We start from the raw sequence: 25,753 nt of genomic DNA, 5'->3' as shown, positions 1-25,753 counted from the left end.
TCAGGCTCCCTTCACCGCGTTGCGGACGAGGACGACCGCGCCGCGCGGGCCGGGGACGGCGCCCTTGACGAGCAGCAGGCCCTTCTCGGCGTCCACGGCGTGGATCGTGAGGTTCTGGGTGGTCTGGCGGACGCCACCCATGCGGCCGGCCATGCGCATGCCCTTGAAGACACGGCCCGGGGTGGCGCAGCCACCGATCGAGCCCGGCTTGCGGTGGTTGCGGTGCGCACCGTGGCTGGCCGAGACACCGGCGAAGCCGTGACGCTTCATGACACCGGCGAAGCCCTTGCCCTTGGTCGTGGCGGTGACGTCGATCTTCTCGCCTGCGGCGAAGGTCTCGACGGTCAGCTCCTGACCGAGGGAGTACTCGGCGGCGTCGGCGGTGCGCAGCTCGACGGAGTAGCGGCGCGGCGTGACGCCGGCCTTGGCGAAGTGGCCACCCTCAGGCTGGTTCACCTTGCGGGGGTCGATGGCGCCGTAGGCGATCTGGACGGCCTGGTAGCCGTCCGTCTCGTCGGTACGGACCTGGGTGACGACACACGGGCCGGCCTGGATGACGGTCACCGGGACGAGACGGTTCTCGTCGTCCCAGACCTGCGTCATACCGAGCTTCTCGCCGAGGACACCCTTGACGGTCTTGTCGATAACAGTAGTCATTACGTCGTCCTCGCGATCAGAGCTTGATCTCGATGTTGACGTCCGCCGGCAGGTCGAGTCGCATGAGCGAGTCGACGGCCTTCGGCGTCGGGTCGATGATGTCGATGAGGCGCTTGTGAGTGCGCATCTCGAAGTGCTCGCGGCTGTCCTTGTACTTGTGAGGCGACCGGATCACGCAGAACACGTTCTTCTCCGTGGGCAGCGGCACCGGGCCAACAACCGTTGCGCCGGCACGGGTCACCGTGTCGACGATCTTGCGCGCCGAGGAGTCGATGACCTCGTGGTCATACGACTTCAGTCGGATGCGGATCTTCTGTCCGGCCATCTGAGCCTTATTCCTTCTCGCCGTCGTGCAGTGGTCTGTGGTTCGTCCCGACCGGGCCTCCGACCCACGCGGTCGGGTGTGTCGCACCCGCTCCGCGGCGCACGTCATTCCCTTGCGGGCATGACGTCCGAGTCGGCGGTCCGGTCGAGCCGGAACTTGATCCAGCCGGTGTGTCGCCCCGCCGTCAGGCGGTTCGAGTCGTTCTCACCGGGGTGACGACAGGCGCGTGGAGCGCCCGTCGTGCGTCAAGCAACCTGGTAAGTGTGCCAGAGGCGGCCGCGGCAGACCAAATCGGCCTAGCACCGCCATCCGACGAAGGGGTGGACCCCCGTCGCCGTGGCGCGTCGCTACCCCTTCGCGTCGGTGGAGGAGTCCTTGCCCATCTGCTCGTACGGGGCCTGCTGGCGGATCTTGCGGGCCTCCTCGACGGCAGCCTCGCGCTTCTCCTCGGCCTTGTCCGAGGCCGAGGTGTCCCGCGGCGGCAGCTGGATGCTCTCCTCCGCGGCGATCCCGGACTGGAGCTGACGGGAGCGCTCGAGCTCGGCGTCGAGCTCGGCCCCGAGCAGCAGGACGTTGTTGATGATCCACAGCCACAGGAGGAAGACGATGACGCCGGCCAGCGAGCCGTAGGTCTTGTTGTAGGAGCCGAAGTTGCCGACGTAGAAACCGAAGGCGGCCGAGGCGAGGATCGCGACGAGGATCGCCAGACCCGCACCGGGGCTCATCCACCGGAACTTCGGCTGCTGGACGTTCGGGGTGAAGTAGTAGAGCAGTGCCACCATCGCCATGACGAGGAGGACGATGACCGGCCACTTCGCGATGTTCCACACCGTGACGGCCGTGTCGCCGAGCCCGATCGTCTCCCCGATCGTGCGGGCCACCCCGCCGGAGAGGGCGATGCCGAGGACGATGAGCCCGCCCATGAGGACGAGGGCGAGGGTGAGCAGGAGCATCTGCGGGCGCAGCTTCCAGATCGGCCGTCCCTCGTCGATCTCGTAGATCCGGTTCATCGCCCGACCGAAGGCACCGACGTAGCCGGAGGCCGACCAGAGGGCGCCCGCGACACCGCCGACGAGGGCGAAGCCGGCACCACCCGCATCGACCATCGATCGGATCGGGCCCTCGATCTGCTCGACCGCCTCCTCCTGCCCGAGGTCGCGGACCATCGTCAGGATGGTCTCGACGGTGGTCTCACCCTGCCCGAAGACACCGAGCAGCGAGACCAGCGCGAGCAGCGCGGGGAAGAGCGAGAGGACGGCGTAGTAAGTCAGCGATGCGGCGAGGTCGGTGCACTGGTCGGAGCTGAACTGCTTGACAGCGTTCTTCAGGCCGAACCCGAGCGAGGGCTTGGCGAGCTCGGCCGGGGAGTCGACCTTGCGCGGGTCGTCCGGGTCGGGTGCGGTCGCGTCCTTGGTGACGGCGGTGCCTTCGCGGGTCATGTCGTGCTCCCAGTCGTCGCGGGTCAGGGGTTCGCGTCCACGATAGGTCGCAGAGCGGCCCCCCTCTCGGCTAAGGCCGAGGTCCCCTGACGGCCGGCGTCACCGGTGGTGCATCGATCCGGTCTCCTGGAACCGCTGGTGCCAGGAGAGCGCCTCCCCGAGGAGGTGCGGGGTGTGCCGGCCGGCACCACCGGCCTCGGCGCGCTCGAGGTAGTCGAGCAGCTCGTCGCGGTAGTCGGGGTGCGCGCACCGCTCGATGATCACCCGGGCCCGCCTGCGCGGTGCCAGGCCCCGCAGGTCGGCCAGCCCCTGCTCGGTGATGATGACGTCGACGTCGTGCTCGGTGTGGTCCACGTGGCTGACCATCGGGACGATGCACGAGAGGGCTCCCCCCTTCGCCGTCGACGGGGTGACGAAGGTCGAGAGGTAGCCGTTGCGTGCGAAGTCTCCCGACCCGCCGATGCCGTTCTGGATCCGCGAGCCCATGATGTGCGTGCTGTTGACGTTGCCGTAGATGTCGGCCTCGATCATCCCGTTGCACGCGATGACACCGAGTCGGCGGATCACCTCGGGGTGGTTCGAGATCTCCTGGGGGCGGAGCAGGATGTGCTCCCGGTAGCGGCTCACGGCCGCGTTGAAGCGCTCCACGCCCTCGGCCGACAGCGAGAACGCGGTCGCGGAGGCGAAGCGGATCGTCCCCGAGTCGATGAGGTCGAGCATGCCGTCCTGGAGCACCTCGGTGTACGCGGTGAGGTCGCGATAGCTGCTCTCCCCCAGCCCCGCGAGGACCGCGTTGGCGACGTTGCCGACCCCCGACTGCAGCGGGAGCAGGTCCTTCGGCAGCCGTCCCGCGGCCACCTCGGCGTCGAGCAGGTCGATGAGGTGCCCGGCGATCGCCCGTGAGGTGTCTGCCAGCTGTTGACCTCGAGGATGACGCGGTCGGCGAGGTCGAGCCAGGTCTTGTTGTTGCCGACGGACGAGGAGGGCACGAGGGTGCCGTCGGCGTTGATCGCACTCACCTCGACGAGGGCCACGTCGAGGTGGCCGAGGAAGCCCTCCCACGCCATCTGGGCGACGTGGCTGAGGTGGACGTCGATGTACTCCATGAGGCCGTCGTTGATCTTCTGCCGGCTCACCGGGTCGGACTGGTACGGCAGCCGGAGCTCGATGCCGTCGGCCTCCGCCAGCGCACCGTCGAGCTCCGGCGCGGTCGAGGCGCCGGTCCAGACGCCAATCCGGAAGTCCTCGCCCCGCCCGCGGGCCGCCCCGATCTGCGCCGCCAGCGCCTGGGGCACCGCCTTGGGGTAGCCCGCACCGGTGAAGCCGCTCATCCCGACGTTGTCGCCCGGTCGGATGTGGGTCGCGGCCTGCTCGGCCGACATGACCTTGGCGCGGAGGCCGGGGTGGGCCATGCGGTCGGTCACGGTGTCTCTCCTCGGGAGCGGTCGTGCAGGGTCACCTCGAGTCTAGGGACGACGAAGGGGGCCGCAGCCGGCTGGCTGCGACCCCCTTCGGTGTCTGCGAGAGACGCGTCAGATCACTTGAGGATCTTGGTGACGCGACCGGCGCCCACGGTCCGGCCACCCTCACGGATGGCGAACTTCAGGCCCTCCTCCATGGCGATCGGCTGGATCAGCGTGACCTTCATGTCGGTGTTGTCGCCGGGCATGACCATCTCGGTGCCCTCGGGCAGGTCGACGACGCCGGTGACGTCCGTGGTCCGGAAGTAGAACTGCGGACGGTAGTTGTCGTAGAACGGCGTGTGACGGCCACCCTCGTCCTTGCCCAGGATGTAGACCTGGCCCTCGAACTCGGTGTGCGGGGTGATCGAGCCGGGCTTGCAGATGACCTGGCCGCGCTCGACGTCCTCGCGCTTGGTGCCGCGGAGCAGGAGGCCGACGTTCTCGCCCGCGCGACCCTCGTCGAGGAGCTTGCGGAACATCTCGATGCCGGTGACCGTGGTGGTGGTCTTCTCCTCCTTGATCCCGACGATCTCGATCTCCTCGTTGACGTTGAGGATGCCGCGCTCGATACGGCCGGTGACGACGGTGCCACGACCGGTGATCGTGAAGACGTCCTCGACGGGCATGAGGAACGGCTTGTCGATGTCGCGCTCCGGCTCCGGGATGTACTCGTCGACGGCGTTCATGAGCTCGAGGACCGACTGGCCCCACTGCTCGTCACCCTCGAGGGCCTTGAGCGCCGAGACCTTGACGACCGGGACGTCGTCGCCGGGGAACTCGTAGGAGGACAGCAGCTCGCGGACCTCCATCTCGACGAGCTCGAGGATCTCCTCGTCGTCGACCATGTCGGCCTTGTTGAGGGCCACGACGATGTAGGGGACGCCGACCTGGCGGGCCAGGAGGACGTGCTCCTTCGTCTGCGGCATGGGACCGTCGGTGGCCGCGACGACGAGGATCGCGCCGTCCATCTGAGCGGCACCGGTGATCATGTTCTTGACGTAGTCGGCGTGCCCGGGGCAGTCGACGTGCGCGTAGTGACGCTTCTCCGTCTGGTACTCGATGTGCGCGATGGAGATGGTGATACCGCGCTGCTTCTCCTCGGGCGCCTTGTCGATCGAGTCGAACGGCGACGCCTCGTTGAGGTCCGGGTACGCGTCGTGCAGGACCTTCGAGATCGCAGCAGTCAGCGTCGTCTTGCCGTGGTCGATGTGACCGATGGTTCCGATGTTGACGTGCGGCTTGGACCGCTCGAACTTTGCCTTCGCCACTTGCTTGTCCTCCTCAGGACTTTCTTCTCGTGATACGCCTTGGTCCGGCAGGACATGGCGTCGTTCTTGGGGGTGCTGGTGCTGCTAACGCACCGAGATCGGGGTAATGCTACCCGTCACTCGCCGCGGGTCTTCGCGATGATCTCCTCGGCCACGGACTTGGGGACCTCGGCGTAGGAGTCGAACTCCATGGAGAAGCTCGCCCGACCCTGGGTCTTGGACCGCAGGTCACCGACATAGCCGAACATCTCGGACAGCGGGACGAGGCCGCGGACGACCTTGGCCCCGGTGATGTCCTCCATGCCCTGGATCTGGCCACGGCGCGAGTTGATGTCGCCGATGACCTCGCCCATGTAGTCCTCGGGGGTACGGACCTCGACGGCCATCATGGGCTCGAGGAGCACGGGGTCGGCCTTGCGGACGGCGTCCTTGAGCGCCATGGAACCGGCGATCTTGAACGCCATCTCGGAGGAGTCGACGTCGTGGTAGGCACCGTCGAGGAGGGTGGCCTTGATCCCCACGAGCGGGTAGCCGGCGAGCACGCCGTACTGCATGGCGTCCTGGATGCCGGCGTCGACGCTCGGGATGTACTCACGCGGGATCCGGCCACCGGTGACGGCGTTGGAGAACTCGTAGAGCTCGCCCTCGCTCGTGTCGAGCGGCTCGATGGTCACCTGGACCTTCGCGAACTGGCCGGAACCACCGGTCTGCTTCTTGTGCGTGTAGTCGAGCTTCTCGACCGCGCGACGGATGGTCTCGCGGTAGGCGACCTGCGGCTTGCCGACGTTCGCCTCGACCTTGAACTCGCGCTTCATGCGGTCGACGAGGATGTCGAGGTGGAGCTCACCCATGCCGGCGATGATCGTCTGGCCGGTCTCCTCGTCGAGGGAGACCTGGAACGTCGGGTCCTCCTCGGCGAGCTTCTGGATGGCCGTGCCGAGCTTCTCCTGGTCACCCTTGGTCTTGGGCTCGATGGCCACCTGGATGACCGGCTCGGGGAAGGTCATGGACTCGAGGACGACCGGCTGGTCGATGTCGGAGAGGGTGTCACCGGTCGTCGTGCTCTTGAGACCGATGGCGGCGTAGATGTGGCCCGCCATCGCCTCGTCGACCGGGTTCTCCTTGTTGGCGTGCATCTGGAAGAGCTTGCCGATGCGCTCCTTCTTCACCTTGGTGCTGTTGAGCACCTGGGTGCCGGCGGCGATCCGGCCGGAGTACACGCGGATGAAGGTCAGCTGACCGAAGAACGGGTGCGCGGCGACCTTGAAGGCCAGGGCCGAGAACGGCTCGTCCTTGCTCGGCTGACGGGTGACGTGCTTCTCCTCGTCGCCCGGGGCGTGGCCCTGCATGGCGGGGACGTCGAGCGGGCTGGGGAGGTAGTCCTTGACCGCGTCGAGGATCGGCTGGACACCGCGGTTCTTGAAGGCGGAGCCGCAGAAGACCGGGTAGAGCTCGGAGTTGACCGTGAGCTTGCGGACGCCCGCCTTGAGCTCGTCGACGGTGAGCTCCTCGCCGCCGAGGTACTTCTCCATGAGCTCGTCGTCGGACTCGGCGACGCGCTCGACGAGCGCGTTGCGGTACTCCTCGGCCTTGGCCTGGAGGTCGGCGGGGATCTCCTGGACCTCGTAGGCGGCGCCCATGGTGACGTCACCCTTGGCGTCGCCCTCCCAGACGAGCGCGCGCATGTACATGAGGTCGACGACGCCGACGAAGTCGTTCTCGGCACCGATCGGGAGCTGCATGACGAGCGGCTCCGCGCCAAGGCGGTCCTTGATCGTCTGCACGGTGAAGTAGAAGTCGGCGCCCAGCTTGTCCATCTTGTTGACGAACGCGATGCGCGGGACGTCGTACTTGTCCGCCTGGCGCCAGACCGTCTCGGACTGGGGCTCGACGCCCTCCTTGCCGTCGAAGACGGCGACCGCGCCGTCGAGGACGCGCAGCGAGCGCTCGACCTCGACGGTGAAGTCGACGTGGCCGGGCGTGTCGATGATGTTGATCTGGGTGCCCTCCCAGAACGAGGTGACCGCGGCGGAGGTGATCGTGATGCCGCGCTCCTTCTCCTGCTCCATCCAGTCGGTGGTCGACGCACCGTCATGGGTCTCGCCCATCTTGTGGTTGACACCGGTGTAGAAGAGGATGCGCTCAGTCGTCGTCGTCTTGCCGGCGTCGATGTGCGCCATGATGCCGATGTTGCGGACCTTGCTGAGGTCCGTCAGGACGTCCTGTGCCACGTAAGTCTCTCTCGCTCGTTGCGGGGTTCAAGCTCTGCTGTGCGGGCCTGTAGGCCCTGGTGGGACGAAGGGGGACCGTGCGGTCCCCCTTCGTCCGGGGGCTGTTACCAGCGGTAGTGCGCGAAGGCCTTGTTGGACTCGGCCATCTTGTGGGTGTCCTCACGACGCTTCACCGCGGCGCCGAGGCCGTTGCTCGCGTCGAGGATCTCGTTCATGAGGCGCTCGGTCATCGTCTTCTCACGACGCTGACGGGCGTAGCCGACGAGCCAGCGCAGCGACAGGGTCGTCGCGCGGTTGGGCTTGACCTCGATCGGGACCTGGTAGGTCGCGCCACCGACGCGGCGGGACTTGACCTCGAGGCTCGGCTTGACGTTGTCGAGGGCGCGCTTGAGCGTCTGGACCGGGTCGGTGCCGGTCTTCTCGCGGCAGCCCTCGAGGGCGTCGTACACGATGGCCTCGGCGATGGACTTCTTGCCGTCGAGGAGGATCTTGTTGACGAGCTGGGTGACGAGCGGGCTCTGGTAGACGGGGTCGACGACCAGAGGGCGCTTCGGGGCGGGGCCCTTACGAGGCATTACTTCTTCTCCTTCTTGGCGCCGTAGCGGCTACGAGCCTGCTGGCGACCCTTGACACCCTGGGTGTCGAGGGAGCCGCGGACGATCTTGTAGCGGACACCGGGGAGGTCCTTCACACGGCCGCCACGCACGAGCACGATCGAGTGCTCCTGGAGGTTGTGACCGACGCCCGGGATGTAGGCGGTGACCTCGATGCCCGACGTCAGACGCACGCGGGCGACCTTGCGGAGGGCGGAGTTCGGCTTCTTGGGGGTGGTGGTGTACACACGCGTGCACACGCCACGGCGCTGCGGCGAGCCCTTGAGGGCAGGAGTGGCGACCTTGGTGGTCTTGTCCTGCCGGCCCTTGCGCACCAGCTGGTTGATGGTAGGCAACCTGATGTCTCCGTACGGTTGATGTTCTTGCGCTGACGACCCTGCGGCCGCGTCACGCTCCTTGGACTGCCATCGCGTCACACCCCCGAGGTCGGGAGTGTCTGCGGTGGTGCTCTCCCCTGCACTCCTGCGAGCGACCACCCGCCGCGAGGCGAGCGACCGGACGAGGCGCCCGGCGAGAGGTGGCGGGCACACCCCACCTCACGGAGGGACATGCACACGAGGTTCCACGATACCGGCGGGGCGGCAACGGTCACAAATCGGCGACCGGGACCTTTATCGGATCATCCGATAAAGGTGCGCCCGACCCGACAACGGTTGTCGGGTTCGAGTGCCGATGTCGGGTGAGGCGGGCGTCGGAGCGAAGGGGTCGTCATCCCTCGAGGTCGGAGAAGGCCCGCGCGTACTCGAAGGGGCCGGCCATCTCGGGCCGCCACGACCGCAGCGGCAGTGCCTGGAAGCACGCGTCACCCCACGGTCCCGGGGAGCCGATGCCGAGGCTGCTCGCGGGGAGGAAGCCGAAGAAGCCGTAGTACTCCGGGTCGCCGAGCAGCACGATCACCGGGTCCCCCCGGCGCTCGGCCGTGGCGATCACCGCGCTCATGAGGCCGGCCCCGATCCCCTTGCGCTGCAGGTCCGGCCGGACGCTGATCGGCCCCAGCCCGACGCTCGGCGCCCCGGCCAGGGTGGCGCGCGAGCAGGCCACCTGCCCGATCACCTCGCCGTCGACCTCGGCGACGATGGTCAGCTCGTCGACGATGTCGCCGTCGGCCCGGAGCTGTCTCAGCAGGCGCCGCTCCACGCTCTCCTGCCCCGTCGCGCCGAAGGCGAGGTCGGTGAGCAGGTCGACCGCCTCGTGGTCTGCCGGGGCCTCGGGGCGGAAGGAGAGCAGCTCACGCAGCGCGCGGTGGTCCAGGCTCACCGGACGTACCTGTCCATGAACCACTGCGAGTTGCCGGTGAGCAGGGCGACGAGGAAGAAGGCACCGATCGCGAGGAGGACCACGGCGACGATCGTCGAGCTGCTGCGGTCCTTGCGGACGAAGGTCGCCACGGCGGCTGCCGCCAGCGCCACGCCGAGGAGCTTGGAGACGCCCCCGGGCTTGACGAGGAGCACGACCGCGCCGATCGCGAGGATCGTGCCGAGCCCCCAGCGGGCCAGGGTCGCGCGGGCGCGCATCGGGAGGCGGTCATCTGTCACGGACACATCCTCCCACCGCACCGGGCCCCGCCCTGCGCACGACGACGGGGCGCGCCCGGGCAGGGTGCCCGGAGCGCGCCCCGTCGGTCGCGGTCGGCGATCAGCCCTTGGCGGCAGCCTTGAGGGCGGAGCCGGCGGTCAGCTTGGCAGCGTGGCCGGCCGGGATCGTCATCTCCTCGCCCGTCTGGGGGTTGCGGGCCTTGCGCTCGGCGCGGGCGACCCGCTCGAGGCTGAAGAAGCCGGGGACGGTGACCTTCTCGCCCTTAGCAACCTGCTCGGAGAGGACCGCCTGGAGGGCGGTGATGACCTCGGCGGCGGAGGACGCGGAGACGCCGGCCTTCTCGGCGACGGCGCTGGCGAGCTCGGACTTGTTCATGTGGGATCTCCCATTCTTCGTGTGTTCGGTTCGGTCGCGAACTCCCCTACTCCACCACGTCCGGACGACATATGGCGACCCGGATCCCGGCGTGTTTCCCTTGATTATTGGGGGATCTGCGGCGTATCGAGTCCCACCAGCCACTCCTGTCACAGCGTAACCAGCGGGGTGACCCCGGCGGGCACGACGAAGGGGGGAGGTCACCTCGTCGAGGTGACCTCCCCCCTTCGCCATGGGAGACGCTGGAGGCGTCAGAGGCGGTCGAGACCGAGCTCTGCGTCGTCGAGGCGGACCGCCTCGCCGCTGCCCGGGCCGAAGACCGGGTACGCGTACTCATCGTAGCTCGGCAGCGTGTACATCGCCGCGCGGGCCTCCTCGGTGGGCTCGACCTTGATGTTGTTGTAGCGGGCCAGACCCGTACCGGCAGGGATGAGCTTGCCGAGGATGACGTTCTCCTTGAGGCCGAGCAGCGGGTCGCTCTTGCCCTCCATGGCGGCCTCGGTGAGGACACGCGTCGTCTCCTGGAAGGAGGCGGCGGAGAGCCAGGAGTCGGTCGCGAGCGAGGCCTTGGTGATGCCCATGAGCTCGGGACGACCGGCCGCGGGACGACCACCCTCGGTCACCGTGCGGCGGTTGGCCTCCTCGAAGCGGGTGCGCTCGGCGAGCATGCCCGGCAGCAGACCGGAGTCGCCCGACTCGAGGACGGTGATCCGGCGCAGCATCTGCCGGACGATGACCTCGATGTGCTTGTCGTGGATCGACACACCCTGCTGGCGGTACACGCGCTGGACCTCGTCGACGAGGTGCTTCTGCGTGGCCCGCGGGCCGAGGATGCGCAGCACCTGCTTGGGGTCGATGGCACCGACGATGAGCTGGGTGCCCACCTCGACGTGCTGGCCGTCCTCGACGAGCAGGCGCGAGCGCTTGCTCACCGGGTAGGCGTGCTCCTCGCCGTCGGCGTCCGTCGTGAGGAGGATCCGGCGCGCCTTGTCGGTGTCCTCGATCGTGATCCGGCCGTTGGCCTCCGCGATCGGGGCGACACCCTTGGGCGTGCGGGCCTCGAAGAGCTCGACGACACGCGGCAGACCCTGCGTGATGTCGTCACCGGCCACACCACCGGTGTGGAAGGTACGCATCGTCAGCTGGGTGCCGGGCTCACCGATCGACTGGGCCGCGATGATGCCGACCGCCTCTCCGATGTCGACGAGCTGGCCGGTGGCCAGCGAGCGGCCGTAGCACTTGGCACAGGTACCGACGCGGGACTCGCAGGTGAGGACCGAGCGGACCTTGACCTCGTCGACGCCGGCCTCGTAGAGCTGGCCGATGACGACGTCACCGAGGTCCGAGCCGGCCGCCGCGAGGACGGTGCCGTCGGGGCCGGCGACGTCCGCGGCGGTGCAGCGGGCGTACGCCGTGAACTCGACGTCGTCGTGCAGGCGGCGGGTGCCGGTGAGCTCGTCGGTCTGCGCGATGGGCATCGGCAGGCCGCGCTCGGTGCCGCAGTCGTCCTCACGGATGATGACGTCCTGCGACACGTCGACGAGACGACGCGTGAGGTACCCGGAGTCGGCGGTCCGCAGCGCGGTGTCGGCCAGACCCTTACGGGCACCGTGCGTCGAGATGAAGAACTCGACGACGGAGAGACCCTCACGGAAGTTCGTCCGGATCGGACGCGGGATGATCTCGCCCTTCGGGTTGGCCATGAGGCCACGCATACCGGCGATCTGCCGCAGCTGGAACCAGTTACCACGGGCGCCCGAGCTGACCATGCGGTAGATCGGGTTGTCCTTGGGGAAGTTGGCCTGCATCTCGGCCGAGACCTCGTTGGTGGCCTGCGTCCAGATCTCGATGAGCTCCTGGCGGCGCTCGTCGTCGGTGATCAGACCGCGCTCGTACTGGGTCTGGACCTTCGTCGCCTTCGTCTCGTAGCCCTCGAGGATCTCGGGCTTGCGGGACGGGGTGACGACGTCGCTCACCGCGACGGTCGTGCCCGAGCGGGAGGCCCAGTAGTAGCCGGCCTCCTTGAGCGCGTCGAGGGACGCGGCGACCTGCACCTTGGTGTAGCGCTCGGCGAGGTCGTTGACGATCGTCGAGAGCCGCTTCTTGTCGACCGGCTCGTTGACGAAGGCGTAGTGCACCGGGAGGGCCTCGTTGAAGAGGGCGCGACCCAGGGTCGTCTCCGCGGTCCACTGGGCGACCTCGCCCGACTCGCCACGCTCGACGCCCTCGGGGAGCTCGGTGCCCAGCGGCGGCACGACGTCGGTGAGACGGACCTTGATCGGCGTGCCGACCTTGATCTCGCCCGCGTCGTAGGCCATCCGCGCCTCGGCGACGGTCGAGAAGGCACGCAGCGGCGCCTCCTCGTCCTCGCGGGCCACCTCGGAGGTGAGGTGGTAGAGGCCGATGACCATGTCCTGGGTCGGCATCGTCACGGGGCGGCCGTCGGCCGGCTTGAGGATGTTGTTCGAGGAGAGCATGAGGATGCGCGCCTCGGCCTGGGCCTCCGCCGACAGGGGCAGGTGCACGGCCATCTGGTCACCGTCGAAGTCCGCGTTGAAGGCGGTGCAGACGAGCGGGTGGATCTGGATGGCCTTGCCCTCGACGAGCTGCGGCTCGAAGGCCTGGATGCCCAGTCGGTGCAGCGTGGGCGCACGGTTGAGCAGCACGGGGTGCTCGGTGATGACCTCTTCGAGGACGTCCCAGACCACCGGGCGGTGACGCTCGACCATGCGCTTGGCCGACTTGATGTTCTGGGCGTGGTCGAGGTCGACGAGCCGCTTCATGACGAAGGGCTTGAAGAGCTCGAGCGCCATGGCCTTCGGCAGACCGCACTGGTGCAGCTTGAGCTGCGGGCCGACGACGATGACCGAACGGCCGGAATAGTCGACGCGCTTGCCGAGGAGGTTCTGACGGAAGCGACCCTGCTTGCCCTTGAGCATGTCGGAGAGCGACTTCAGCGGACGGTTGCCCGGGCCGGTCACGGCACGACCGCGACGGCCGTTGTCGAAGAGGTTGTCGACGGCCTCCTGGAGCATCCGCTTCTCGTTGTTGACGATGATCTCGGGCGCGCCGAGGTCGAGCAGTCGCTTGAGGCGGTTGTTCCGGTTGATGACGCGGCGGTACAGGTCGTTGAGGTCTGAGGTCGCGAAGCGGCCACCGTCGAGCTGGACCATGGGACGCAGGTCCGGCGGGATGACGGGGACAGCGTCGAGGACCATGCCGGCCGGCTCGTTGTCCGTCGTGAGGAAGGCGGTGACGACCTTGAGGCGCTTGAGCGCACGGGTCTTCTTCTGCCCCTTGCCGGTGGCGATGATCTCGCGCAGCGCGACGGACTCGGCCTGGAGGTCGAAGGTCTCGAGGCGCTTCTGGATCGCCGCGGCGCCCATGCCGCCCTCGAAGTACATGCCCCAGCGGTCACGCATCTCGCGGTAGAGGACCTCATCGCCCTCAAGGTCCTGGACCTTGAGGGTCTTGAAACGGTCCCAGACCTGGCCGAGGCGCTCGATCTGCTGGTCCGCGCGCTTGCGGATCTGGTTCATCTCGCGCTCGGCGGAGTCGCGGACCTTGCGCTTGGCGTCGGACTTGGCACCGTCGGCCTCGAGGGCGGCGATGTCGTCCTCGAGCTTCTTGGCGCGGGCCTCGACGTCGGCGTCGCGACGCTGCTCCATCGCCTTGCGCTCGGTGTCGATCTCGGCCTCGAGGGTGGGCAGCGCCTTGTGGCGACCCTCCTCGTCGACGCTCGTGATCATGTACGCCGCGAAGTAGATGACCTTCTCGAGGTCCTTCGGCGCGAGGTCGAGGAGGTACCCGAGGCGGCTCGGGACACCCTTGAAGTACCAGATGTGGGTGACGGGGGCGGCGAGCTCGATGTGGCCCATCCGCTCACGACGCACGCCGGCACGGGTGACCTCGACGCCGCAGCGCTCGCAGATGATGCCCTTGAAGCGGACGCGCTTGTACTTGCCGCAGGAGCACTCCCAGTCCCGGGTGGGGCCGAAGATGCGCTCGCAGAAGAGGCCCTCCTTCTCCGGCTTGAGGGTGCGGTAGTTGATGGTCTCCGGCTTCTTGACCTCGCCGTGGCTCCAGTTGCGGATGTCACTGGCGCTGGCGAGGCCGATGCGCAGCTCGTCGAAGAAGTTGACGTCGAGCACGTGTGTCCTTCTCTCGTTCTCTCGAGTGTGTCTCTCGAAAAGTTCGTGTGTGTAGGTCTGACGGTTGTCGTTGGTCGGCAGCGGTGGGCCGGCTCAGAGGCCGGCCCACCGACCGTCAGACCTCTTCGACGCTGCTCGGCTCGCGCCGGGACAGGTCGATGCCGAGCTCCTCGGCGGCGCGGAAGACGTCGTCCTCGGAGTCGCGCATCTCGATGGTGCCGCCCTCGGAGTTGAGGACCTCCACGTTGAGGCAGAGGGACTGCATCTCCTTGATGAGCACCTTGAAGGACTCGGGGATGCCCGGCTCCGGGATGTTCTCGCCCTTGACGATGGCCTCGTACACCTTGACGCGGCCGTTGACGTCGTCGGACTTGATCGTGAGCAGCTCCTGGAGCGCGTAGGAGGCGCCGTAGGCCTCGAGGGCCCACACCTCCATCTCGCCGAAGCGCTGGCCACCGAACTGGGCCTTACCGCCGAGCGGCTGCTGGGTGATCATCGAGTACGGACCCGTGCTGCGCGCGTGGATCTTGTCGTCCACGAGGTGGTGCAGCTTGAGGATGTACATGTAGCCGACCGAGACCGGGTCCGGGTACGGCTCGCCGGAGCGGCCGTCGAACAGCATGGTCTTGCCGCTGTTGTCGATGAGCCGGACGCCGTCGCGGGTCGGCAGGGTCGAGTCGAGCAGACCGCGGATCTCCTCCTCGCTCGCACCGTCGAAGACGGGGCTCGCGACGCGGGTGTTCGGCTCGGCGGAGCGCGCGTCCTGCGGGATCATCGCGGCCCAGTCCGGGTTGCCCGCGATCTCCCAGCCCCGGCTGGCTGCCCAGCCGAGGTGGAGCTCGAGGATCTGGCCGATGTTCATCCGACCGGGGACGCCGAGCGGGTTGAGCACGACGTCGACCGGGGTGCCGTCCTCGAGGAAGGGCATGTCCTCGACCGGGAGGATCTTGGAGATGACGCCCTTGTTGCCGTGCCGGCCCGCGAGCTTGTCACCGTCGGTGATCTTGCGCTTGTTGGCCACGTAGACCCGGACGAGCTGGTTGACGCCCGGAGGCAGCTCGTCGCCCTCGTCCTTGTCGAAGACCTTGACACCGATGACCGTGCCGGTCTCGCCGTGGGGGACCTTCATGGACGTGTCGCGGACCTCGCGCGCCTTCTCACCGAAGATCGCGCGGAGCAGCCGTTCCTCCGGGGTCAGCTCGGTCTCGCCCTTGGGCGTGACCTTGCCGACGAGCAGGTCGCCGTCGCGGACCTCGGCGCCGATGCGGATGATGCCGCGCTCGTCGAGGTCGGCGAGGACCTCCTCGGAGACGTTCGGGATGTCCCGGGTGATCTCCTCCGGACCGAGCTTGGTGTCGCGGGCGTCGACCTCGTGCTCCTCGATGTGGATCGAGGAGAGTACGTCGTCCTGGACGAGGCGCTGCGAGAGGATGATCGCGTCCTCGTAGTTGTAGCCCTCCCACGGCATGAAGGCGACGAGCAGGTTGCGCCCGAGGGCCATCTCGCCGCCGTCGGTCGCGGGACCGTCAGCGATGAGCTGACCGGCCTCGACGCGGTCACCCTCGGCGACCACGACGCGCTGGTTGTAGCTGTTGCCCTGGTTGGAGCGAGAGAACTTCATGATCTTGTACGAGCGGCTGCCGCCCTCGTCCTGGCTGACCGTCACGAGGTCGGCGGAGACCTCGGTGACGACACCGGCCTTCTCGGCGCGGACGACGTCGCCCGAGTCGAGCGCGGCGCGGTGCTCCATGCCGGTGCCCACGAAGGGAGCCTCGGCCTGGACGAGCGGGACGGCCTGACGCTGCATGTTGGCGCCCATGAGCGCACGGTTGGCGTCGTCGTGCTCGAGGAAGGGGATCATCGCGGTCGCGGCCGAGACCATCTGGCGCGGCGAGACGTCCATGTAGTCGACGTCCTCGGCCGGCACCTGGTCGACCTCGCCACCCTTGGTCCGGGCGAGGACGCGGTCACCGACGAAACGGCGCTTGTCGTCGAGCTCGGCGTTGGCCTGGGCCACGACGTACTTGTCCTCCTCGTCCGCGGAGATGTAGGTGACGTCGTCGGAGACGACCCCGTCCTCGACCTTGCGGTACGGCGTCTCGATGAAGCCGAAGGAGTTGATCCGCCCGTAGGACGCGAGCGAGCCGATGAGACCGATGTTCGGGCCCTCAGGGGTCTCGATCGGGCACATGCGGCCGTAGTGCGACGGGTGGACGTCACGGACCTCCATCTGGGCGCGGTCACGGGAGATACCACCCGGGCCGAGCGCGGAGAGACGCCGCTTGTGGGTCAGGCCCGACAGCGGGTTGTTCTGGTCCATGAACTGCGAGAGCTGGCTGGTGCCGAAGAACTCCTTGATGGAGGCGACGACCGGCCGGATGTTGATGAGCGTCTGCGGCGTGATGGCCTCGACGTCCTGGGTCGTCATGCGCTCGCGGACGACGCGCTCCATCCGGGACAGGCCCGTGCGGACCTGGTTCTGGATGAGCTCGCCGACGCTGCGGACGCGACGGTTGCCGAAGTGGTCGATGTCGTCGGTCTCGACGGGGACCTCGATGGCCTCGCCGTTCCGGGTGCCCGGCAGGGTGCCCTGGTCGGCGTGCAGCGCGACGAGGTACTTCAGCGTGGCGACGATGTCGTCGAGCGAGAGCACCGAGGCGTCGAGGTCGACCTCGACCCCGAGCTTGCGGTTCATCTTGTAGCGACCGACCTTGGCGAGGTCGTAGCGCTTGCCGTTGAAGTAGAGGTTGTCGAGCAGGGTCTGCGCGGCCTCACGGGTCGGCGGCTCGCCCGGGCGCAGCTTGCGGTAGAGGTCGAGCAGCGCCTGGTCCTGGCTCTCGAGGTGGTCCTTCTCGAGGGTCAGGTTCATCGACTCGTAGTCGCCGAACTCGGCCCGGATCTCGGCCTCGGACATGCCGAGGGCCTTGAGCAGGGTGGTCACCGGCTGCTTGCGCTTGCGGTCGACGCGGACACCGACCATGTCGCGCTTGTCGATCTCGAACTCGAGCCAGGCGCCCCGGCTCGGGATGATCTTGCTGGAGTAGATGTCCTTGTCGGACGTCTTGTCCGGGGTGCGCTCGAAGTAGACGCCCGGGCTGCGGACGAGCTGCGAGACGACGACCCGCTCGGTGCCGTTGATGATGAAGGTGCCGCGGTCGGTCATGAGCGGGAAGTCGCCCATGAAGACGGTCTGGCTCTTGATCTCGCCGGTCTCGGCGTTCATGAACTCGGCCGTGACGAAGAGCGGCGCCGAGTAGGTCTGGTCGCGCTCCTTGCAGTCGTCGACGGAGTACTTCGGCTCCTCGAAGCGACCCTCGGAGAAGGAGAGGGACATGGAGCCGGAGAAGTCCTCGATGGGGGAGATCTCCTCGAAGATCTCGTCGAGGCCGGACTGGCGGGAGAGGTCCTGACGGCCGGCGGCCTCAGCCTCGGCGACGCGCTCCTGCCACCGCTGGTTGCCCAGCAGCCAGTCGAAGCTCTCGGTCTGCAGGGCCAGGAGGTCGGGGACCTCCAGAGGCTCGCGGATCTTCGCGAAGGAAAGCCGGCCGGATGCCGTCTTTGCGGTGGACATCGGGGATGCGGTGCGCGAGGCAGCCAAGGATGGGTCCTTCCACGGGCCGTGATGGTCGGGCGGCGAGCCCCGTCCGATCGATCCGCAGGCCGGGCCGGGCACCCACGGTGGTGGGCGGTGAGGGCACGACAGAGACGGGGTCGAAGGGGGAAGGGCAGCGCAAACAGACAGATTACGCGTACGAAGGCATGACTGTCCAACCCGGTCAAGCCTGACGGCTGACGGTGGTCCCCCGCGCGCTCCTCGCGGAGGCGAGGCCGTGGCGGTGCGACGCCATGAGGATGCGACATCCCCGCCCCCGCGTCAAGACTGGTTCCCTCGGCGTGTCGAGGGCGGGTCCTACAGTGGCGGCATGACGCGCCGCTTCTCGCCCCGCCGCACCGCGCGCCGGGCCGCGGCCGTGACGCTCGCCGCCCAGGCCGCGACCGTCGCCGGTCTGCTGGTCTTCGACTCGCGGCGCAAGCGCGACAAGCCCGACGTCCGGCTCCCACGGGTCGAGTCGCACGACCTCGCCGTCCAGGGGGGCGACCTGCGGATCTACACCACGGGCGAGCCGCTCTTCGAGGACATGCTTGCCGACATCGAGGCGGCCCAGACCCGGATCTTCTTCGAGTCCTACATCTGGAAGGGCGACGACACCGGCGTCGCCTTCCGGGACGCCCTCGTGCGGGCTCACGAGCGCGGCGTCGAGGTCTTCGTCGCCTTCGACGAGTTCGCCAACCTCGTCGTCCCGCGTGCCTTCTTCCGCAGCCTGCCCGACGGCATCCACGTCAAGCGGCACCCGCTCATCGGGCGGTTTCCCTGGCTCACCCCCCGGCAGGTCGGCCGCAACCACCGCAAGCTGCTCATCGTCGACGAGGGCGCCCCGACGGCAGCCGCCTACCTCGGCGGGTACAACATCGGCAGCCTCTACGCCGACCGGTGGCGCGACACCCACGCCCGGGTCTCGGGCGAGATGGTCGTCGAGCTGGCCAACGCCTTCGTCGACTACTGGAACAACGCCCCCGGCGCCACGACCCCGCACCTGCACCAGCCGGCGGCGCGCACGTGGTCGACGACGATGCGGGTGCACCGCAACTCCCCCGTCGACTCCGTCTACCCGATCCGCAACATGTACCTCGAGGCGATCGACCGGTCCGAGCACCACGTCTATCTCACCGCCGCATACTTCATCCCCGACGGCGTCCTGACCCGTGCGCTCGTCGAGGCGGTCCACCGGGGCGTCGACGTGCAGATCATCGTCCCGCACTTCAGCAACCACATCGTCGCGGACTGGCTGAGCCGGGCGAGCTACGCCGAGCTGCTCAAGGGCGGCGTGCGGATCCTGCGGTACGAGAACGCCATGGTCCACGCCAAGACGGCGACGATCGACGGGCGCTGGACCACGCTGGGCACGGCCAACCTCGACCGGCTCAGCCTCGCCGGCAACTACGAGATCAACCTCGAGATCCTCGACGCCGACATCGCCCGGCAGATGGAGGAGATCTTCCGGGTCGACGCGCAGAACTGCACCGAGCTCACCCTCGAGGAGTGGACCGACCGGCCCCTCATCGCCCGCGTCACCGAGGGCATCCTCGCCCCCTACCGCGGGGTGCTCTGACCCCTGCGTCACCGGCGTAGGCCGGCCTAACCCCGAAGGAAGTTGATCGGGTCGGCCGAGGCCGCCCGCCAGGCCGGCCAGAGGCCGGCCACACCACCGGCGAGCAGACATCCCACCGGGAGCGCGGCGAGCACGGGCGGGAGCCCCGCCGGGACCCCCGCAGCTGCGCGACGCCACCGAGCACCGTCACACCCACGAGCAGACCCGCGATGCCGCCCACGAGCCCGAAGAGCGAGCCGTGCACGAGCACCTCGGCCACGATCTGCCACCGGGAGGCACCCAGGGACTTCTTCAGCGAGTAGCTAGACATCCGCTCGACGACCATCGTGTTCATGACCACCGCGAGCATGAGCAGGCCGAGCGCCAGGGCGGTCATCGAGACGTAGCGCGCGCTCGTCACCACCTGCTCGGCAACCGCTGCCGCGACGAGCGAGGCGTCCGGCACGGCCGCGCTGGTGACATCGCCATGATGTGGTCGACCGATGACGCCGGGCAGCACCGCAGCGACCTCGGAGGCCGCACCCGGACGAGTCATCCCCCGGAAGTGCGTGGTCCCGCTTGCCTCGTCCGTCTTGTCGAGCTGCAAGCACGTGACGACGGAGAGCAGCAGGTTGGGCATCGAGTCCGCGCGCGACGATCCCTAGGACCGGGCGTGGCACCCCACGCAAGCAAGGTGTCACCCACGGAGACTCGCGCCTCACGGGCGAGGGTGGCGCCCACCGCAACACCCCCCGTGCGGCACAGAGCGTCGATAGAGCCGGGAACGAGCCGCAGGTCCGAGCGCCCCCGGGGCGCGGCGAGCGCCACGACGATCGATCGGTGATCTCACACGGCGAAGGGGGTGACGCACCAGGTCTGGTGCGTCACCCCCTTCGGGTGAAGCGGTTGAGCCGGAAGGCTCAGATCACTTGAGCTCGACGGTGGCGCCGGCGCCCTCGAGGGCCTCCTTGGCCTTCTCCGCGGCAGCCTTGTCGACCTTCTCGAGGACGGGCTTCGGGGCGCCGTCGACGAGGTCCTTGGCCTCCTTGAGGCCGAGGCTCGTGAGCGCGCGGACCTCCTTGATGACCTGGATCTTCTTGTCGCCAGCGGCGGTGAGGACGACGTCGAACTCGTCCTGCTCCTCGGCAGCACCACCGGCGTCGCCACCGGCAGCGGCCGGGGCGGCACCCGCGACGGCGACGGGGGCGGCGGCGGTGACCTCGAAGGTCTCCTCGAACTGCTTCACGAACTCGGAGAGCTCGATGAGGGTCATCTCCTTGAAGGCCTCAAGGAGCTCGTCGGTGCTGAGCTTCGCCATGATGGGCGTCCTTTCTTACTACGTACTAGCCGTGAGTGGCGTGTGTTGGTTGATCGAGCAGAGGGCCCCCGAAGGGGTGAGCCTCAGCTCTCGTCGCCACCCTCGGCGACGGTCTCGGTGGCCTCGGCGGCGGGCGCCTCGGCGGGGGCCTCCTCGGCCTCGGCAGCGGGGGCGTTGTCGCCCTGCTCCTCGACCTTGGCGCGCAGCGCGTCGATGACCCGGGCGGTCTGCGACAGCGGCGCGTTGAAGAGGTAGGCAGCCTGGGTGAGCTGGGCCTTCATGGCCCCAGCCAGCTTGGCCAGGAGAACCTCGCGCGACTCGAGCTTCGCGAGCTTCTCGATCTCCTCGGCCGTCAGGGGGTTGCCGTCAAGCACACCGCCCTTGATGACGAGGAGCGGGTTGTCCTTGGCGAAGTTGCGCAGAGCCTTCGCGGCCTCGACCGGGTCGCCCTCGACGAAGGCGATGGCGTTCGGCCCGACGAGCTGGCCGTCGAAGGCGGACTCGACGCCCGCCTCCTTCGCGGCAAGCTCGGTCAGCGTGTTCTTCACCACGGAGTAGGTGGCGTTGCCACGGAGGTTGGTGCGCAGCTCGGCGAGCTGTGCCACGGTCAGACCGCGATACTCCGTGAGAACGGCCGCGCTGGAGCCACGGAACTTCTCCGCGAGCTCGGCGATGGCGGCAGACTTCTGAGCGTTCGCCATGCGGGCCTCCTTCTCGTGCGTGCTTCTAGGGTCAATGACCTCCGGAACGCCACAAAGCTTCGTCCAGTCACGAGAAAAGCCCCGGCGCAGGGCGCACGGGGCTCGGATCCCACCACGGATGGTGGGGCGAATCGTGTGTCCTGCGCTGGTCGCCCGCTCGTGGCGGGACCTTCGGCTCTCTGCCAGGCAGAGGGCAACCGGCGGTCATCGGTCTGGACCAGGGTACGGGGGTCTTCCCCCTTCGGCCAAATCGGACGACGAAGGGGGCCGGCCCGCGTGCGCGGGACGGCCCCCTTCGAGGCTCGTCGCAGAGCCCCGCCCACCTCAGGAGCAAGGGGCTCGGCGTCGGGCTCAGCCCTCGGAGACCTCGTCGGCCGCCACGGGGGCGGACTCCTCAAGGAGGTCCTTCGTGCGGGTCGAGTCGAGCGGGATGCCCGGGCCCATGGTCGTGCTCAGCACGGCCTTGGTGATGTAGCGGCCCTTGCTCGCCGACGGCTTGAGACGGTTGATCTCCTCAAGCGCGGCCGCGTAGTTCTCCACGAGCGCCTTCTCGTCGAACGAGACCTTGCCGATGATGAAGTGGAGGTTGGCGTGCTTGTCGTTGCGGAACTCGATCTTGCCACCCTTGATGTCCGTGACGGCCTTGGCCGTGTCCATCGTGACGGTGCCCGTCTTCGGGTTCGGCATGAGACCACGCGGACCGAGGACCTTGCCAAGGCGACCGACCTTGCCCATGAGGTCCGGGGTGGCGACGACGGCGTCGAAGTCCATCCAGCCGCCCTGGACCTTCTCGAGCATGTCGTCGGAGCCGACGTAGTCGGCACCGGCGGCCTTGGCGGCCTCGGCCTTCTCGCCGTTGGCGAAGACGAGGACGCGCGCGGTCTTGCCCGTGCCGTTCGGCAGGTTGACCGTGCCACGGACCATCTGGTCCGCCTTGCGCGGGTCGATGCCGAGACGGAAGACGACCTCGACGGTCTCGTCGTACTTGGCCTTCGCGCCCTGCTTGGCGAGGCGGACGGCCTCGAGCGGGGCGTAGAGGGCGTCGCGGTCGATGCCCTCGGCGGCGGAGCGGTAGTTCTTGCTGCGCTTCATGTGCTTCTCCTTGATGGTGGTGAAGATGTGGTGCGGGCCAGCGCCGGCCCTCCCACGGGGTCCCGAGCTCAGAGCTCGGTGTCGATGCCCATCTGACGCGCGGTACCGGCGATGATCTTCATCGCGGCGTCGACGTCGTTGGCGTTGAGGTCGGGCATCTTCATCTCCGCGATCTCACGGAGCTGGTCCTTGCTCAGCTTGGCGACCTTGGTCTTGTGCGGCTCGCCAGAGCCCTTCTGCACACCAGCGGCCTTCTTGATGAGCTCGGCAGCCGGCGGGGTCTTCGTGATGAAGGTGAACGAGCGGTCCTCGTAGACCGTGATCTCGACCGGGATGACGTTGCCGCGCTTGTCCGCCGTGGCGTCGTTGTACGCCTTGACGAACTCCATGATGTTGACACCGTGCTGACCCAGCGCGGGGCCGACGGGCGGCGCGGGGGTGGCCTGACCGGCCTGGATCTGCAGCTTGATGAAGCCGGAGACCTTCTTCTTGGGAGGCATGGCCTTCCTCATTCCTGTGTCGTGGGCCGACGCCGTGGGCGATGACCCGGTTGCATGCCGACCTGGGTGTCAGGCCGGCTCGTGCCCGGCGCTCAGATCTTGGCGACCTGAGAGTAGGACAGCTCGACCGGGGTCTCCCGGCCGAAGATGGAGACGAAGACCTTGAGCTTCTGGGTCTCCGGGATGATCTCGGAGATCGTCGCGGGCATGGTCTCGAAGGGGCCGTCCGTGACGGTGACCGACTCGCCGACCTCGAAGTCGAGGTCGATCGCGGCACCCGAAACGCCGCCCTGCGCGGGGGCCGAGCCGGAGGCGGCCGCTGCGGCGGACTTCTCGAGGTCGGCGGGCTTGAGCATGGTGTAGACCTCGTCGAGGCTCAGCGGCACCGGGTCGTGCGCGTTGCCGACGAAGCCGGTGACGCCCGGCGTGTGCCGGACGGCGCCCCAGGACTCGTCCGTGAGGTCCATGCGGACGAGGACGTAGCCGGGCATCCGCGGCTGCTTGCGGGTCTTCTTCTGGCCGGACTTGATCTCGGTGACCTCGTCGATGGTGACGGCCACCTCGAAGATGTAGTCCTCCATGTTGAGGTTCGCGATGCGCGTCTCGAGGTTGTGCTTGACGCGGTTCTCGTAGCCGGCGTAGCTGTGGATGACGTACCAGTCGCCGTACTTGCTCGCGAGCTCGTCCTTGAAGGCCTGGACCGGGTCGGCCTGCTCCTCGGGCAGAAGGTCGCCGTCGGCGTCCTCGGTGGGGGCGGCGGTCTCGTCGCTCACCTCGACCTCGACGTCCTCGGTCGCGACGTCGTCGTCGGAGGTGGACGCCTCGTCGGCGACCTCAGCCTCGTCGGCAGCCTCGGACTCGGCGAGCGCGCGCTCGGCGTCGACCTCCTCGGCGGTCGGCAGGTCAGGGGTCGCGACGCCGCTCGCGGCAGCCTCGGCCTGGGCAGGCGTCAGCTCGTCGTCGGCGACGGCGAAGGGGTTGGTCGGCTGGTCGGACATGACCTGGTACTACCTCACCTGGGTTGACGGTCGGCGCGGGGCGCCAGGGACGGACGGACGTGGGCGGCTCAGCCGCCGAACACCCACAGCACGAGCTTGGTGAAGACGAAGTCGAGCCCAGCCACGAAGAGCATCATCACCGTGACGAAGACGATGACGACGATCGTGTAGTTGAGCAGCTCCGACCGGGTCGGGCGCACCACCTTGCGGAGCTCGTCGAGCACCTGCGTGACGAAGAGGACGATCGACCGGACGAACCGGGAGACCGGGTTGCCGCCCTGGGGCTCCGGACGGCGAGCCCTGGACGGCTGCGTACCGAGCTCGGTCACGGGCCCTCAACTCTCGTCGTCGTTCACTTTCACCGTTGCTGCGCGGCGGGTGCCGCGAAACGCAGGGCAGGAGGGACTCGAACCCCCAACCGCCGGTTTTGGAGACCGGTGCTCTACCAATTGAGCCACTGCCCTACGGATACCGGTGGGGCCGGTACCCGCCGGCTGACCCCCTTCGTCTCCCGCCCGGAGGGCATGACGGAAACTCTGGTCTTGGTCAACCAAGGATCCACCATACGCGAGCGGGACCGCCGCCCGCCAACCGAGCAGGAGTGGGAGACTGAGCACGTGACCGAGCAGAGCAGCCACCGCCCCCTGTCCGCCCTCTCCGCCGAGGAGCTCGACGCCTTCGCCGCGACGCAGCGCGAGGCCTACGAGCAGGTGCGGACCAAGGGTCTCTCCCTCGACGTGACCCGAGGCAAGCCGAGCGCCGCCCAGCTCGACCTCGCCGACGGGATGCTCGGCCTCCCGAGCACGACGAAGGACCGCTCCGGCACCGACGTGCGCAACTACGGCGGGCTCGCCGGGCTCGTCGAGATCCGCGAGATCTTCGCCGAGCTCCTCGGCGTCGACCTCGACCAGATCGTCGCCGGCAACAACTCCTCGCTGACCCTCATGCGCGAGGTCCTCGTCGACCTGCTCCTCTTCGGCGGCATCGACTCCCCGCGGCCGTGGAAGGACGAGGACAAGGTCACCTTCATCTGCCCCGTGCCCGGCTACGACCGCCACTTCGGGCTGCTCGCCGAGCTCGGCATCGAGATGGTCACCGTGCCCATGCGGGAGGACGGACCGGACGTCGAGGCCGTCGCCGCCCTCGCGAAGGACGACCCGAGCGTCAAGGGCATGTGGCTCGTGCCGACCTACGCCAACCCGACCGGCGCGACGACCACCCAGGAGGTCGCCGCCGCGCTCACCTCGATGCCGACCGCGGCACCGGACTTCAAGATCTTCTGGGACAACGCCTACGCGGTGCACCACCTCACCGAGGACGAGACCAAGAGCGCCGACGTCCTCAGCCTCGCGAGCGCGGCCGGCAACCCGCACCGGGCGATCATGTTCGCCTCCACGAGCAAGATCAGCTACGCCGGCGCCGGCGTCGCCTTCCTCGCGACCTCGGTCGAGCAGGTGACGTGGTACCTCGACCATCTCGGGATGGGCTCGATCGGCCCGGACAAGGTCAACCACCTGCGTCACGCCGAGTTCTTCCAGGACGCTGACGGGGTGCGCGCCCACATGCGCAAGCACGCCGAGATCATCGCCCCGAAGTTCGCCGAGCTCGACCGGGTGCTCACCGAGCGGCTCGCCGGCTACGAGGTCGCGACGTGGAACTCCCCCACCGGCGGCTACTTCGTCAACCTCGACGTCCTGCCCGGCACCGCGAGCCGTGTCGTGGCCCTCGCCAAGGAGGTCGGCCTCTCGCTGACCCCCGCCGGCGCGTCCTTCCCGCACGGGCAGGACCCGAAGGACGAGAACATCCGCCTCGCCCCGACGATGCCGCCGCTCGCCGAGGTCACCGAGGCGATGGAGGTCGTCGCGACCTGCGTCCTCCTCGCCGCGGCCGAGAAGCTGCAGGACCAGGGCGCCTGAGCGCCACCACCGATGGAAG

At 68.4% G+C, this 25,753-nt stretch carries 21 protein-coding genes, 1 tRNA gene and 1 pseudogene; 2 read left to right on the top strand and 21 right to left on the bottom strand.

Annotation, left to right across the window (positions count from 1 at the left end; translation table 11 throughout):
* The 13 genes and pseudogenes from rplC to rpoB form a co-directional block, all read right to left on the bottom strand.
* Positions 1 to 657: a 50S ribosomal protein L3 gene (gene rplC, locus JNO54_RS05335; protein WP_204142963.1), complete on the bottom strand. Its 657-nt coding sequence runs from the start codon at positions 655 to 657 to the stop codon at positions 1 to 3.
* 16 nt (positions 658 to 673) lie between these two features.
* The gene (rpsJ, locus tag JNO54_RS05330; RefSeq protein ID WP_012867945.1) at positions 674 to 982 is read right to left on the bottom strand and encodes a 30S ribosomal protein S10; all 309 of its coding nucleotides are present in this window, start codon (positions 980 to 982) and stop codon (positions 674 to 676) included.
* Between the two features lie 347 nt (positions 983 to 1,329).
* The gene (locus JNO54_RS05325; RefSeq protein WP_204142962.1) at positions 1,330 to 2,421 is read right to left on the bottom strand and encodes a YihY/virulence factor BrkB family protein; all 1,092 of its coding nucleotides are present in this window, start codon (positions 2,419 to 2,421) and stop codon (positions 1,330 to 1,332) included.
* 99 nt (positions 2,422 to 2,520) lie between these two features.
* Positions 2,521 to 3,845, bottom strand: a pseudogene (locus tag JNO54_RS05320) (acetyl-CoA hydrolase/transferase C-terminal domain-containing protein).
* Between the two features lie 113 nt (positions 3,846 to 3,958).
* Positions 3,959 to 5,152 carry an elongation factor Tu gene (gene tuf, locus JNO54_RS05315; RefSeq protein WP_204142961.1) on the bottom strand — a complete coding sequence of 398 codons (1,194 nt, stop codon included), beginning with the start codon at positions 5,150 to 5,152 and terminating at the stop codon, positions 3,959 to 3,961.
* A gap of 116 nt (positions 5,153 to 5,268) precedes the next feature.
* Positions 5,269 to 7,383 (bottom strand): elongation factor G, encoded by a 2,115-nt coding sequence (fusA, locus tag JNO54_RS05310; RefSeq protein ID WP_204142960.1) that lies wholly within the window; start codon positions 7,381 to 7,383, stop codon positions 5,269 to 5,271.
* A 104-nt stretch (positions 7,384 to 7,487) separates the two neighbouring features.
* On the bottom strand, positions 7,488 to 7,958 hold the full coding sequence (rpsG, locus tag JNO54_RS05305) for a 30S ribosomal protein S7 (RefSeq protein ID WP_204142959.1): 471 nt from the start codon (positions 7,956 to 7,958) through the stop codon (positions 7,488 to 7,490).
* A complete protein-coding gene (gene rpsL / locus JNO54_RS05300; RefSeq protein ID WP_144855644.1) occupies positions 7,958 to 8,332 on the bottom strand; it encodes a 30S ribosomal protein S12 in 375 nt (124 codons plus the stop codon). Before rpsL ends, rpsG begins: the two co-directional genes overlap by 1 nt.
* A gap of 373 nt (positions 8,333 to 8,705) precedes the next feature.
* A complete protein-coding gene (locus JNO54_RS05295) occupies positions 8,706 to 9,254 on the bottom strand; it encodes a GNAT family N-acetyltransferase (protein ID WP_307818069.1) in 549 nt (182 codons plus the stop codon).
* Positions 9,251 to 9,532, bottom strand: a complete 282-nt coding sequence (locus tag JNO54_RS05290; protein WP_204142958.1) for a hypothetical protein — start codon at positions 9,530 to 9,532, stop codon at positions 9,251 to 9,253. The genes JNO54_RS05295 and JNO54_RS05290 overlap by 4 nt, the downstream gene beginning before the upstream one ends.
* A gap of 100 nt (positions 9,533 to 9,632) precedes the next feature.
* Complete coding sequence (locus JNO54_RS05285) at positions 9,633 to 9,908, bottom strand: HU family DNA-binding protein (protein ID WP_204142957.1); 276 nt, start codon at positions 9,906 to 9,908, stop codon at positions 9,633 to 9,635.
* Positions 9,909 to 10,159: 251 nt separating this feature from the next.
* A complete protein-coding gene (locus tag JNO54_RS05280) occupies positions 10,160 to 14,059 on the bottom strand; it encodes a DNA-directed RNA polymerase subunit beta' (RefSeq protein ID WP_204142956.1) in 3,900 nt (1,299 codons plus the stop codon).
* A 115-nt stretch (positions 14,060 to 14,174) separates the two neighbouring features.
* Positions 14,175 to 17,657: a DNA-directed RNA polymerase subunit beta gene (rpoB, locus tag JNO54_RS05275; RefSeq protein ID WP_204142955.1), complete on the bottom strand. Its 3,483-nt coding sequence runs from the start codon at positions 17,655 to 17,657 to the stop codon at positions 14,175 to 14,177.
* Between the two features lie 325 nt (positions 17,658 to 17,982).
* Between rpoB and JNO54_RS05270 the strand changes: the two genes are divergently transcribed.
* Complete coding sequence (locus JNO54_RS05270; RefSeq protein ID WP_204142954.1) at positions 17,983 to 19,230, top strand: phospholipase D-like domain-containing protein; 1,248 nt, start codon at positions 17,983 to 17,985, stop codon at positions 19,228 to 19,230.
* Here JNO54_RS05270 and JNO54_RS05265 read toward each other — a convergent pair.
* The 8 genes from JNO54_RS05265 to JNO54_RS05230 form a co-directional block, all read right to left on the bottom strand.
* On the bottom strand, positions 19,190 to 19,849 hold the full coding sequence (locus JNO54_RS05265) for an FtsX-like permease family protein (protein WP_204142953.1): 660 nt from the start codon (positions 19,847 to 19,849) through the stop codon (positions 19,190 to 19,192). The two genes, JNO54_RS05270 and JNO54_RS05265, sit on opposite strands and share 41 nt — an antisense overlap.
* 285 nt (positions 19,850 to 20,134) lie before the next feature.
* A complete protein-coding gene (gene rplL / locus JNO54_RS05260; RefSeq protein ID WP_204142952.1) occupies positions 20,135 to 20,527 on the bottom strand; it encodes a 50S ribosomal protein L7/L12 in 393 nt (130 codons plus the stop codon).
* A gap of 83 nt (positions 20,528 to 20,610) precedes the next feature.
* Positions 20,611 to 21,228 carry a 50S ribosomal protein L10 gene (gene rplJ / locus JNO54_RS05255; protein WP_204142951.1) on the bottom strand — a complete coding sequence of 206 codons (618 nt, stop codon included), beginning with the start codon at positions 21,226 to 21,228 and terminating at the stop codon, positions 20,611 to 20,613.
* 351 nt (positions 21,229 to 21,579) lie between these two features.
* Positions 21,580 to 22,320: a 50S ribosomal protein L1 gene (gene rplA / locus JNO54_RS05250; RefSeq protein WP_204142950.1), complete on the bottom strand. Its 741-nt coding sequence runs from the start codon at positions 22,318 to 22,320 to the stop codon at positions 21,580 to 21,582.
* A 68-nt stretch (positions 22,321 to 22,388) separates the two neighbouring features.
* Positions 22,389 to 22,820 carry a 50S ribosomal protein L11 gene (gene rplK, locus JNO54_RS05245; RefSeq protein WP_204142949.1) on the bottom strand — a complete coding sequence of 144 codons (432 nt, stop codon included), beginning with the start codon at positions 22,818 to 22,820 and terminating at the stop codon, positions 22,389 to 22,391.
* A 92-nt stretch (positions 22,821 to 22,912) separates the two neighbouring features.
* A complete protein-coding gene (nusG, locus tag JNO54_RS05240) occupies positions 22,913 to 23,818 on the bottom strand; it encodes a transcription termination/antitermination protein NusG (protein WP_204142948.1) in 906 nt (301 codons plus the stop codon).
* A gap of 68 nt (positions 23,819 to 23,886) precedes the next feature.
* Positions 23,887 to 24,147, bottom strand: coding sequence for a preprotein translocase subunit SecE (secE, locus tag JNO54_RS05235; RefSeq protein WP_204142947.1), 261 nt, complete (start codon positions 24,145 to 24,147; stop codon positions 23,887 to 23,889).
* 62 nt (positions 24,148 to 24,209) lie between these two features.
* Positions 24,210 to 24,282, bottom strand: a tRNA-Trp gene (locus JNO54_RS05230).
* 153 nt (positions 24,283 to 24,435) lie between these two features.
* Here JNO54_RS05230 and JNO54_RS05225 point away from each other — a divergent pair.
* Positions 24,436 to 25,734 carry an aspartate aminotransferase type Ic gene (locus tag JNO54_RS05225; RefSeq protein ID WP_204142946.1) on the top strand — a complete coding sequence of 433 codons (1,299 nt, stop codon included), beginning with the start codon at positions 24,436 to 24,438 and terminating at the stop codon, positions 25,732 to 25,734.
* Positions 25,735 to 25,753 lie beyond the last annotated feature (19 nt).

Source organism: Janibacter endophyticus (genome assembly GCF_016888335.1).
Taxonomy (GTDB): domain Bacteria; phylum Actinomycetota; class Actinomycetes; order Actinomycetales; family Dermatophilaceae; genus Marihabitans; species Marihabitans endophyticum.
The sequence above is the reverse complement of the archived record's forward strand: the minus strand, read 5'-3'. Positions and strand labels throughout refer to the sequence as shown.

Bases quoted from the DNA above. Each gene is read 5' to 3' on its own strand.
- rplA (WP_204142950.1), bottom strand. From the start codon at position 22,320: ATGAAGCGCAGCAAGAACTACCGCTCCGCCGCCGAGGGCATCGACCGC.
- nusG (WP_204142948.1), bottom strand. From the start codon at position 23,818: ATGTCCGACCAGCCGACCAACCCCTTCGCCGTCGCCGACGACGAGCTG.
- JNO54_RS05285 (WP_204142957.1), bottom strand. From the start codon at position 9,908: ATGAACAAGTCCGAGCTCGCCAGCGCCGTCGCCGAGAAGGCCGGCGTC.
- JNO54_RS05265 (WP_204142953.1), bottom strand. From the start codon at position 19,849: ATGCCCAACCTGCTGCTCTCCGTCGTCACGTGCTTGCAGCTCGACAAG.
- JNO54_RS05325 (WP_204142962.1), bottom strand. From the start codon at position 2,421: ATGACCCGCGAAGGCACCGCCGTCACCAAGGACGCGACCGCACCCGAC.
- rplK (WP_204142949.1), bottom strand. From the start codon at position 22,820: ATGCCTCCCAAGAAGAAGGTCTCCGGCTTCATCAAGCTGCAGATCCAG.
- rpsJ (WP_012867945.1), bottom strand. From the start codon at position 982: ATGGCCGGACAGAAGATCCGCATCCGACTGAAGTCGTATGACCACGAG.
- rplJ (WP_204142951.1), bottom strand. From the start codon at position 21,228: ATGGCGAACGCTCAGAAGTCTGCCGCCATCGCCGAGCTCGCGGAGAAG.
- rplC (WP_204142963.1), bottom strand. From the start codon at position 657: ATGACTACTGTTATCGACAAGACCGTCAAGGGTGTCCTCGGCGAGAAG.
- JNO54_RS05270 (WP_204142954.1), top strand. From the start codon at position 17,983: ATGACGCGCCGCTTCTCGCCCCGCCGCACCGCGCGCCGGGCCGCGGCC.
- rplL (WP_204142952.1), bottom strand. From the start codon at position 20,527: ATGGCGAAGCTCAGCACCGACGAGCTCCTTGAGGCCTTCAAGGAGATG.
- rpsG (WP_204142959.1), bottom strand. From the start codon at position 7,958: ATGCCTCGTAAGGGCCCCGCCCCGAAGCGCCCTCTGGTCGTCGACCCC.